The following is a 12,534-nucleotide window of genomic DNA, read 5'->3' on the forward strand; positions in this document are numbered from 1 at the left end:
ATGCCTCGTCCCAGTGACTGGTCCGTGCTCGGTCTGCCCGGCGACCCGACGCCGGGTGATCCGGAGGCTGTTCAGCAGGTCGTCGACTACACAGAAGCGATCCTGCTTGCGGTCAACGACGCGACCACCGGTATCAACGCGATCATGACGGGCACCGGTGACGGTGCCTTCGTCGGTAAGACGGCGGACGCGTTGCGCACCGAGATCGACACCAAGGCGAGGACTTTCCTCGAAGCAGTGAGGACCGCATTCGCCGGCGTCGCCCCCGCGTTGCGTACGTACCTCCTCAAGCTGGTCGATGCCCAGGCCGTCGCCGACGGCGCGCTGAACCAGGCCCGCGGGCTGCCGGAGGACGACCCCCGGGTCCAGGCCCTGGCGCTGCAGGCCAACGGGGCCAAGGAGGATCTGACCGCGGCCGGTAACACGGCCGCGGCCGCGGTCGCCGCCGCCTCGCACGCGACCAACCCCTGGGGCAAGAGCTCCTGCGACAAGTTCTGGGACGTGCTCTTCTGGATCACCCTGGTGATCACCGTGGTCGCGATCGTCTTCGGCGGCCCGCTCGGGCTTGTCGCGTTCGCCGCCAACTCGGCGCTGCTGGTCAAGACCATCGTCGACGTGAGCAAGGGAAAGGGCGGGCTCGCGGAGATCCTGATGTCGCTGTTCGGCATCCTGTTCCCCAGCACCCGGGCGATCCGGTTCAAGGACATCGTGGGCCTGCTGCGCCGCGCGGGCACCGGCCTGCGGTCGGCGTGGCGGGGGATCACCGGGGCGGCCGGCGGGGCCTGGCAGGTGATCAGCTCGATCACCTTCAGCCAGATCATCCGCGGGGTGCTCGACATCGGCACGCTGATGGCCGGGGGCTATCGCGCGGGACGGATCTGGATCGTCAAGGGAGCAGCGGGCAACGGGGCGTTCGCCCACGGCCTGACCGGCCTGAAGGGCTTCAGCATCACCGCGGCCTCGACCCGGTTCATCAACGGCCTGACGGCTCTGCCGCGGCTCGCCCGCGGACAGATGAACCGGGCGCTGAACGCCTTCGGCAACAGCCGGTTCGCCGCCTTCACCGCGAAACACCTGGGCGGCTGGGCCTGGCTGCGGATCTTCACGCCGATGGCCGGCCACGAGATCCGCAAGCTCGGGCTCGCCGGGGCGTTCAAGGTCGGCATCCTCGGACGAGGCCTGATGATCCCGGCCTACCGCGACGGCGTGATCCTCGACCGGATGGGCAACACCCTCCAGATCACCAAGGGAGTGGTCAATTTCGGGGCGAGCGCGGGGCACGCCGGACTGCACCTGGCTCCCCGCCCGGAGATCGTCCTGCCCGGCTCGGCCGGCGGTCAGGCGCCGACCTGGATCACGGACCTGCCGCCGATGGGGCTGAGCGGCGTGATGCGCGGCTTCCCGGGCGGAGACCAGCAGTTCATCCGCACCCTGGTGAACACGCCGATGGTCGGTCAGGTCGGCCCCGTCGGCCCGCTCGCCGGGACGAACCGGCTCAGCGAGGGCACATGGTCCCTGCACAACGCCACCGCGGGATTCAGCAGCGCGCCCTCCGGGCTCATGGTCCCGGCGGCCCACGCCGCCGCTCCCGGCCTCGAGGTGCCCGGCGCCGTCCGGGTCATGACCGCCACCACCGACGTCCTGAGCAGTGCCCGGTTCAACGGGACGTCGCACGTGCTGGGCCAGCTCGACACCCTGACCCGGATGGGCAACCTGCACCAGCTCCAGGGAGCCGGCGCGGTCCACGACCTGCGGGCCGGTGCCACCCCGCTGGACCTGGCCACCGCCCGCGTCAGCGACGGCACCCGCTCGATCCCCCTGAACGCGGTGAAGGTGACCGACGGGACCCTCACCGTCCCGCTGCAGGACCTGCGGCTGAACGCGGGCGGCACCACGCTGCGCCCGCAGGGCCTGAGCGTCGTGGACAACACCGTCACGGTCACCAGCCAGGGCGTCCAGATTCCCGGCGGCACCCCGACCGGGGCCGGCCTGAAGTTCACCGACGGTCAGGCCGTCGTGGACGTCGCGCGGATCCGGCTGACCGGCGGTTCCGAAGCGGCCCTCAACCTGGCCGACCTGCGGATCGCCGACGGCCGCGGAACGGTCCTGGACATGAGCCGGCTGATCCTGACCGACCACACGGGAACGGTCGCGGGCCTGCTGCGGGCCGACCCGAACCTGCCCGGCATCAGCGGGCTCAGCGACCTGATGGCCGGTGGACGCTCCGCGAACGAGATGATCGGCCTGCCCGGGCCGAGCGTGCTGGACGAGGTCACGAGAACCCTCACCGGCCGGGATCTGCCCGGCCCGGCCCTGCAGCGACTGCGCAGCGCCGGGGACCCGCTCGAAGGGTTCGTGGTCCGGGAATTGCCCCAGATCCTGGACGGCGAGTTCTCGCTGCTGAAGATGTCGGACCACGAGATCAAGATCCAGCTGTCCGAGGACGCGGTGTCCCGCGTCGCGGGGAGAACGGCCGAGGGAGAACCGCTCTCACTGCCGGGAACCGAGCGCTCCGCCCTCGACCTGGTCACCGAGACCGACCTGCCCCGCCCGGCCGGCCGCGACTCGGCCAGCGCCCTCAGCACCCGGCTGGACGAGGCCGGCGTCGACCGCGGGTCCGCGACCGACCTGGCTGGTAGCCGGGCGTCCCGGGCCCAGGCGGTGCCGGGCCCGGAAGGGGCGGTTCCGGCGCCCCTCGACGCCGAGGTGCGGGCCCTGCTGCCCGACGCCGCCCCGGCGCCGCACATGCCCGGCGAGCCGGCGGCCCCGCCGCGCAGCGCCGGCGACGGTGCGGTGGGCAGCAGTGTCGGCGGTGAGCATCCCCTGCCGTCCAGCTTGATCGTCTTCACCCGTGAGGTCGCGCCCCGGATCTGGGGCGACAGCGCCGAGATGGTCAGCAACTTCGTCAAGGCCCAGGCCCTCGCGCACCAGGCCGAGACCGTCTTCCGGGACGCCCTGAAGGCGGGCCTGGACCTGCACACCCTCGACGGTGTCCGCCAGCTGAAGAACGTCCAGGTGGCCCGGGCGGTGCTCGCCCGGGCCGAGCACAACCTCCATCAGGTTCACCCCGGCCTCACGCTCACCGACATCGACGCCCAGGTCCGGGCGCTGCGGGTGCCGCAGGAGGAGAGGCTGCGCTTCACCACCTCCCAGATCGACGACGCCTACGCCCGGCGCATCGCCGAGGTGAGTGCGACGTCCGAGGGTCCGGGACTGGTTCAGGGACGCGACCTCTGGCACACCGGTGACGTGGACCCCCGGGCCGGGCTCGGCCTCGATGACGTGCAGTGGCGGGCGCTCGAGCGGGCCCAGGCCCAGGCCGCCCTGCTCCCGGACCTCGGGCACTCGCCGGCCGCGTCCGGCTCCGTGATGGCCCCGCCGGTGCGGGAGGTGCTGAGGTCCGTCGAGGTCTCACCCGACAAGCTCTTCGCCTTCGAGAAAATTCGCCGGCTCGGCCCGTCGCCGTCCCAGATGGCCGAACTCCGCCAGCGGCAGTTCGGTGCCCGGTACTCGGACGAACAGGTCCGGCTCCTGCTCACCCGCAGCACCGATGAGCTCAGCCTGCGCCAGGCGATCGGCAGCGACCCCGAGTACGGGAGGATCCGGGAGGCCTTCCACCAGGCCCTGAGCGACCACGTCCGGACCTTCACCCCGGTCCGCGAGGCTGCCGAGACCGTCGAACTGGCCACGCAACGGCTGACGTTCGCGCAGTGGTCGGTCGATCCGTTCCGTCCCGGGAAGATGCCCGCGGGCTGGGTCCCCGAGGACGTCCAGAACATCTGGACCGCTCGGGACGCCGCCGTGCGCCCGGACGGGTCCGGGGCCCAGGGGATGACCGGGCGCCTGTCCGCGAACGGGACCCTGACCGAGGCCCCGGGAGAGCTCTCCCTGCAGTCCCTCTCGCGGGTCTGGTCCGACTACGTCGAGGCCGTCGCCACCTGGATCGAGCACGCGCGGCTGACGTTCCGTTCCCAGCCCGGCGCGGTCCTCGACCCGGAGGTCCTGGCCGCCGAGCTGTCCTCCCGGCTGGGGGAGCGGTTCGTCCGGGAAGCTCTCTTCGAGAACGCCTCGCTGACTGCGTTCTCGCGGTTCGACCGGTCGGTCGCCGACTTTCACCCGGTCGAGGGGAACGCGTTCGGCACCGGTGCGGTGGAGCGCGTCCGGGCGGCGTTCGACGGCGACCTCAGAGCGTCCTTCGACCAGAAGCTGCGCGATCTGCGCCTGCCGCTGGACACCGACGCGGTCCGGGAACGGATCTACGCGGGGCCCGAGTTCGCGCACCCGGGGGAGCACGGCCCCGAAGGACTGGCCGGGTGGCAGCGGGAGGTCGGCCGGCTGCTCGAGAAACTTCCCGAGCGACTGGCGTTCGAGGCCCTGGCGGGCCGCAACCTCGACGCGGCCGGGGCGCAGTTCCGGGGCCTGGCGGAGGGCCGGGAACTGCATCCGAAGGTGCACGACGCGCTCGCCGCCGACTATCGCGAGGATGTCGCCCTGGCGCTGCACGAAACCTACGGGACGCGGGCCGGGCGCCGGTCCTGGCTCGATCACGAAGCGGCTCACGAGAACTCGTTCGGCGACGGCCTGGACCGGGACTACTCGTTCGGGGACGGCGGGGCCACGCGGCGCCAGCTGCTGGAGTTCATGCGGGGACTGCCCGAGCAGCCGGGCCCGCCGGTCAAGGTCACCGCGCCGGACCGGATCGCGGCACCGGACCAGCGCCTCCTGCGTCAGCCCAGCGATCTCCTGAACGATCCAGAACGAGTTCTGCAGCAGGACCTTCCGGTGTTCCGGGAGCTGCTGGAGAAGAACCAGGTCCCGTTGAAGGTCCAGGAGTCGGTGATCCGGCAGGTCCAGGAGTACGTCCCGACCCTGAAGGAACGGGTCGAGGCGTACAGCGCGCGCGAGGGCGCCCCGGCGCAGCCGGGTGACGCCTCGACCTCGGTGGCCGTCGATCTGGTGGCCCGGGAGTACCGCGAGCACGTGGTCGGTGCGGTCGAGCACCTGGCCTCCTCGTACGGGCGGGCGATGTCCGAGGCGACGCGCTGGGCCGACGCCGACACGTCGTCCCTGGGCTCGGGCCCGGGGCAGCGGGTCGTGACCGAGGCGGCGATCCTCGAGACGCGGGTGCGGGACGAGGTCTCGACCCTGCTGGGGGATCAGCTGCATCTGGCCGAGGAGGGCGCCTGGCGGCGCCGCCAGGCCCGTTTCGTGCGGGGCGAGCAGCACGCGCCGGTCCTCGGAGAGCGTCTGGACTCGGCCGTCCAGGAGCTCGTCTCCCGCGAGATCCGGGCGCCGTGGGTGGTGCCGGGGCCGGGCGTGGTGGAGTCGTTCGACGTGAGCGGGGCCGGCCCGGCGCCGGCCGAGCCGGCGACCGTGACGCTGAGGCCGCTGTCGCCCCGGACCGAGCCGCCCGTCCGCCACGTCCCGCTGGGCGAGCGGGTGCTGCGGCAGCCGGGCGACCTGCTGACCGCACCGGACCGGGTACTGGAGCAGGACATTCTGGTGTACCGGGAGGCGATGACCAGGAGCGGTGTCCCGCAGGCGGTTCAGGAGTCGGTCGTCCGGCAGGTCCAGGAGTTCGTCCCGGCCCTGAGGGAACGTGAGGCCGGGGCGGGGGCACCGGCGCAGGCCGAGGAGACCTCGGTGTCCCACCTGGCGCGGGAGTACCGGCGTCACGTGGTGAGCGCGGTCGGGCACCTGGTCGACGCGTACGGGCGGGCCCTGCCCCGGGCCGAGGGGTCCCTCGACACCCAGAGCCTTCTCGAGGCACAGCCCCTGGACCCGGTCGCGACCGAACGGGTCCGGGACCAGGCATTGGCGTTGCGCGAGCGGGTGCGGTCCGAGATGACGACGCTGCTGGGCGACCAGCTGCATCTGGGCCAGGAAAGCGCCCGGCAGCAACGGGCCGAGCGGTTCGCCCGGGCCGAGCGGCACGCCCCGGTCCTCGGGCAGCGCCTGGACGCGGCCGTGCGGGAGATGGTCACGAGCCCCCAGCAGTCGGTGATCGAGTCGTTCGACGTGGGTGGCGCCGGGCCGCTGGTGGCCGTCCCACCCCGCATCGAGCCGAAACCCCCGGCCTCGACGGTCGAGCCCGAACGTCCGTACGTCCCCGGCCTCCAGGAGTTCCTGCCCCGCCCCGATGACCTGCTGAACCGCCCGGCGCGGGCCTTGATGCACGACCTGCCCCGCTACCACCGGATGATGAACCGTGCCGGGGTCCCCGAGAGCGTCCAGGTGTCGGTGCTGAACCAGACCCGGACCCACGTGATGTCCGCGGCCGACCGGATCCGCCGGTACCAGGACGAGGAGGGCTTCTCCCGGGCCCGGGCCGTCTCCACGGTCGCCTGGGAGTACCAGACCCAGGTGGTGTCCGCGGTCCGCGATCTGTCCGCCGCCTCCGCGCAGGTGCGGGCCGCGACCCCGGCGATCCACAGCCACGTCACGGACCTCGTCATGACGAGTGACCTCGGCCCGGTGCACCGGCAGCGGGTCCTGGCCCGGGCGGAATCCCTGGTCGATCGGGGCGTGCACCGGATCGCCGAGGAGCTCGGGAACGGCCTCGACCTGAGCGACCCGGACCTGTCCGCGCGGATCGACCGCAACCTCGGGGCAGCCCACCGGCAACTGCGGGCCCTGCAGACCCGCCTGGGCGAGACCACCACGAAACTCGTGTCCCGGGAGCAGCGTCCGCGAGGGGCCACGGTCCCGCTCGCGGACTTCGGCCCGGACGACGTCCCCCGCACCACCCTCGACCGGATCGACGCGCTGGCCGACGACCTCACGCGGGAGAAGGCCGCGACGAACGACGATCTCTGGATCACGATCCAGGAACGCGGCGACCCTCTGTCCGCCGCGGGCCACGACGAAACGGGGCCGAGCGCCGGCCGGCTGCGGGCCCACCTCGAAGAGGTTCTGCGGCAGAGGGGACTGACGGACGCCTCCTACCGGATCCGGACGGTCCGGACGGTCGTCCCCGACGGCCCCGATCTGCTCGTGCGCACGGTGTTCTCACCGGTGCCCCGGATGCCGGAACTGGAAAAGCTCGACGAGGTCGAGCATTTCGTCGGGCTGTCCATCAACGCCGGGCGTACCTCCGTCGTCCGGGTCCTGCGCGAGCGCATCAGGCAGGCCCTGGCCGAGCCCGGGACCGACCCGGAGCGGGCCCAGACCCTGAGCGAGCTCGACCGTCGCATCGGGCAGGCACTCGCGCTCACGCCGACGATCGGGGCCACACCCCTGCCCCGGCAGATGCACGTCGTCGCCGACCGCGACGACCTGAACCCCGAGGCACTGGAGAACCTGGGGCGGTGGCGTCACGCGACGGGTGACAGCGCCGATCTGCACCTGTGGACGGTTCCGGGCGCGCCCCTGTCCGAGGGGCAGCGAGCGGCCCTGCGGGACGTCGTCGTCCACGAGAGCGACACCGTCGACCTGGTGGACGCGGCCGGTGGCCGCCCGCTGGTCCAGCGCCTGCACGAACTGCTCGCCGAGGGCTCCGGCGCCGCCGCCGCCGACCTCGTGCGCCTCAGCGCCCTGTCGGCGCTGGGCGGCGCCGTGGTGAGCCTGGACGTCGCGCCCGGCGCCTTCACCTGGGCGGACCTGCCGTCGCTGGTCCTGCGGGCCGACGACCTGCCTCTCGTCGTCTCCCCGGTCGTCTCCCGCGGCCCCGGGCCGGTGCAACCGGTGCTCGAGGCCGGCTGGCTGAGGAACGGTCTGGTGCTCGCCGTTCCGGGCAACCGGCTGGTGACGCGGTTGTTGAGCCAGGTGACGGGGCCGTCGCCGGAGGCGTCGGCGTTCCGGCTCTTCGCGGCGCACGACCTCGGTCTGCGGGGCAGCGACGGGTCGCCGACCGCGACCGCCTCCGACGCCCGCGTCCTGCTGTCTCCCGTGCTGGAACAGGTGCGGGACGCGGTGGTCGTGGCCGACGGGGCCCGGCACCCACGGGTGGGCCGGATGAACGGCACCCGCGACCACACACCCCGTCTTCAGGTGCGGGCCGGGTTCGACGCCCGGGCCTTCGAGCACGAGGGGACGCCGGTGGTGGACCTGACGGTCCGGGTCGGCTTCCGCGACGCCCAGGGAGCCGAACTGCCCGCAGTCGAGGCGGACACGATGCTCCGCAAGGCCCGGGAGGGCGTCCACCGGCACGTCAACACCGGCGACTACCGGGTGCCCGGGCTGGGGCGCCTGCACCTGAGTGTGGAAGCGGCGAGCGCGGACGCGCCCGCGCACCTCAGTGTCACGGTGACCGATCAGGTGGCGATGGACCAGGAGCACTGGCCGGCGGACGCGGGCCCGCTCCAGATCGCGCACGAGATCGGCCACCAGGTCGGGCTGCCCGACGAGTACCGGGACGAGATCTCCCCGCGGCGGCTCGATGTCGGTGGCAGCCTGATGGGACGCCTCGACCAGCCGGCCGAGGGCGGCCTGGTCCCGGGAGGCCTGCGCGACCGGCACCTGCAGCGGTTGCACGCCATCATCGGTGACCCCCCGGTCGCGGTCGCGCCCGCGGTCCCGGGCGAGGAGGTCCTGGCCTTCGAGGCGGCCCGGGCCCGATCGACGCCGTGGACGGTGAAACACGTGTGGGTGGACCCGGTGTCCACCCCGGCGCCGGGCCGGACCGTACCCCGGGTCAGCGGCCCGGGCGGTGGCCCCTCCGGTCTTTCGTCGAGCAGCGCCCCCTCGAGCGCGTCGCACTCCCGGTCCGCTTCGCGGCTGTCCCGGCGTTCGGGTCGCAGCGAGGCGCTGCCCCTGCCCAGCGTCGCCGATCTGGCGTCCCCCGGGTATCTCGGGGTGCCGCTCCCGCACCGGACACCGTCCGAGTCCGGGTCGCCGTTCCTGCCCGGGACGCCGTCGGGGCCCGGCAGTGCGCTCGAGGAGGTGGGGTCGCCGTCGGGGCACAGCCTGGTCAGTGACCCGGGCCCGGTGTCCGGTCCCGAGGACCAGCTCTACCGGGACCTGATGGACGAACTGGCCCGCATCCGTGGTGTTCTCGGCGTCTCCGGGACAGGGGAGACGGCGTCCGGGTCAGCGTCCGTGTCGGCGTCGGCCGAGGACCGCGCGATCATTGACGCGCTGATCCGGGAGGCCCTCGGCGGCTCCGAGGAGGCGGCCGCGAATCTGCGCGATCTCGACCGGGTCCGGATCGCGCTGGACGACGCGTCGCTGAGGAGCGACGTCTCGACCGTGCGCCAGGAGATCCGGATCGTCTGGGCCGACGCGGCCCGCGCGGTCCAGACGGCCGACGCTCAGCTCGGTGAACGACTGGCGGCGGACGAGGGGACCACCCGGAGAGGACTGCTCGAGGACCTGGTGGTGGCCGGGCTCACCGCGGAGCGGCTGGACGCCACGTTGCGGTCGCTGCCGGAGGAACCGGGCGCCTGGGGGCGTCTCGACGCGATCAGGAGGAGCCTGGACGCCGAAACCACCGCCGCACCCGGTGAAGTCGCCGACCCGACCCACCGGGAACGGGCGATCACGCTGGCGAACACCGCCTTCGGCCGGGACGACCTGGCCACGGCTCTGGCGGCCAGCCACTTCCACCAGCGGCTGGCCGAGCACCCGGTCACCGCGCTCCCGGCGGGAGTGCGCAGGGCCGTCCTGGAGGCGAGGCAGCGCTACGTCGACAGCCTGCCGCAGGCCAGTCTGCCCGCGGGATTCGCCCGGGCGGACGGCCACTTCGGCTTCGGCGAGCACGGGAGCGCCGACAGCTTCGACGAACATGGCTTCGACACCGAGGAGTTCGTTCGTGGTGTGGTCGATCGCGACGCGGTCCCGGCCGCTCACCGTCCGGCCCTCCGGGACGCGCTGAGCGCCCGGATCACCGAACTGGACCCCACGACCGCCGCCCAGTTCATGCTCGAGGGCGGTCTGCGGGTGACCGCCGGCCCCCAGGTGATGATCGTGCGGCTGCGGGAGGTGGACCGGGCCGGCGCGCGGCGGGTCCCCCTGTCCCTGACCGGCACCGCCCCGACCGCCGCGGGCCCGATGGACACCCTGCTCATGCGGTGTTCCGTGCTCAACCAGTCGCTGAGCCGCAGCGGGACGATGGACGCGTCCTCCTGGCCCTCGATCGCCCTGACCGGTGCGCCGAGCGTCATCCCGAACGCCGGTCTCACGGCGACGTCGACGACGAGCCGCAGCCAGGGCAGCGCCCTCTGGAGCGCCGTCAGCAGCGGGATCGGGACCTCCGGGGCCCGGGTCCTGATCGACTTCCCGGCCCGGATCAGCGTCCAGATGCAGGACGTCTCGACCGGTGTGCTGCACGCGGAGCAGATCGCCCCGAGACCGGGCCGCCTGCGTCTGGGGTTCTCGGAGAAGGCACTCACCGACGGAGAGCACACCGGGCCGGAGTACACGTCACCGGGCGACCTCCCCCTCACCGACGCCTTCCACACGGTCACGCCCGGCATCGGCTCGATCGGAGGGCTGGGCGGCCTCCGCCACCAGCTCGTCACCCGCTACACGGTGGGGCAGGAGGGCCGGCCGGCGCTGTTCCCGTTGTCCTCGGACGCGCTGTCGCCGATGGAGACCTGGTTCGCGGAAGGCTCGATCACGCTGCTGTTCCCGCGTCTTCTGGGGTCCCGCCTGCCCCTGCCGCCGCTGGCACTGAGCGGGGGGCGTTCGCTGACCCTTCACGTCGGTGCGGAGATCGTCTCCGTCCAGCGCCAGGGCAAGACCCTGCCGGTCCCGACCACGCTGGACAACAGCACCTGGGGCGGCCAGATCGTCTCCCGGGGAGGCGGCGGCGGGCTCGGCGCCACCTTCGGGTTCTGGGGACTGCCCCTGACCGTGGGGGACTGGTCGCCGTACGGGACCCTCGGTGCGGCACTGAGCATCTCGAGGTACGTGAGCGTGCAGAACGCCATGAACCTGGGGCAGAGCAACAAGGTCGGCCTCCGCGGTCCGAGCGTTCCGTACCTGCTCCAGACCCGGTTCACCGTCTCGGCGGAGATGCAGGGGCCGTTCATGGCCGTCGCCGACCGCGGCCGGGCCTCGGACCCGGTCGGCGAACCCGTGGGCGCGGACGTCGTGCACACAACGACAGTGATCGTCCACGTCACCCAGGACATGGTGGCCCGGTTCGAGGAGAACCTGAAGGGCCTGATCGCGCAGCAGGAGGCCGCCCTGGCGCCACCCTCCCCGACAGGAAGTGCCTTGCCCGGGCTCGTTCCGGAGGTGCCGACCGTCCGCCTCCTCTCCGGGACGGGCGCGGGCCTGGGACTCGAAGGCCTGCCGGACATCCCGCCCCCTCCGCGGTTGCTGATCTCGTCCGAGGCCGAGGCCGAGGACATGGGCGCGGGTGTCGCCGGGACGTCGACGGCGCTGCGGCCCCCGCCGGAGCTGCTACGACCGACCGGATCACCCGCTCTGACGGGGCATCTCGGGATCAGCCGGACCCGCAACCTGGTCCCGCGGTTCCTGCGACTGCTCGACGAGTCGGAAGACATCCTCTTCCTCCGGCCGGTGCCCGAAGAGACGCCCACCGCGGACCCGGCCCGTGGCGAGGACCCGCAGGGACGAACCGCCCGGGTCGGAGCCTGGACACCCACGCAGAGATCGCAACTGAGATTGTGGCTCCTCGAACGGTTCGACGAATCGTCGGTCCGGATCAGGCAGAGAGAGATCTTCGAGGAGTCGGGCCGCTCCGCGACCTTCACCCGCAAGCACGACAACGGCGACCTGGAACACATCACGTTCCGCCTCGCGGCCCGCCGCCACGCACCGGTCGAGGAGCCCGTGCGGGTGGACGACGCCAGCGTCACGGTCACGCCCAGCGGCTTCATGGAGAACAGCCACGCCCAAGGCAGATCCACGTCCATGTCGGTGTCCGGTGGCGGCCGCGTCTACGTGAGCCACCCGACCTCGGACGACGTCGGACTGAACGCCCGGCTCGTCGCCCAACTGCAGGCCACCCGGAACTCCTCCCACGAGGGATCGGTCTACCACTACGGCTACGTGTCCAAACCACTCGTCATCACCGGCCCGGCCCTGGCTTTCACCTACCCGGCCACCCTCGAGCTGTCGGTCGCCGTGGTCCGGGTCCCCTCGTCCGGGGTGACCCGCCGGCTCGTCCGGCGGCTCGGGCGCGCGGTGGACCACCTGCTGCGGCGGACGAACACACCGGAGTCCTTCGCCGAGCGACGCCAGGGCGGAAGCACCGCCCAGTACCCGGGCAGCGTCGCCGGCTGGCTCCTGCCGGAATCGCTGCTCAGTGACGCCGGCGACCCTCAGGCGGAAACCGCCCCCGCGGCCGAGATCCAGGTGGTTCCCGACCGGCAGCCCGGGGGCAAGACACTGAACGGCGAGTGGGTCTACGGACCCCGCCGGGGAACCGTCCCCGCCGGAGGGGTGACGATCAAACCCTACGACCGCGTCGTCGACATCACCGGTTCACCCCGGCTCGTCCAGGAACTGACCAACCTCTTCGAGGGCTTGGGCATCGACCCGGACTCCGCACGGAGCTGGATGGACGTGGCCGTCAACCGCGACCAGCTGCTCGGCCTCTTCGTGACCGAGGGCGGCGCTCACGGC

1 protein-coding gene (only partly in view) is annotated in these 12,534 nt (G+C 72.7%); it reads left to right on the forward strand.

Annotated features, from left to right (window positions below):
* Positions 1–12,534: the beginning of a hypothetical protein gene (locus tag QSK05_RS10925; protein ID WP_285596729.1), read on the forward strand. Its footprint extends 20,166 nt past the window's final position; the window shows 12,534 of its 32,700 coding nt (coding positions 1–12,534); it begins with the start codon at positions 1–3; its stop codon lies beyond the right edge, outside the window.

Source organism: Kineosporia sp. NBRC 101731 (genome assembly GCF_030269305.1).
Classification (GTDB): domain Bacteria; phylum Actinomycetota; class Actinomycetes; order Actinomycetales; family Kineosporiaceae; genus Kineosporia.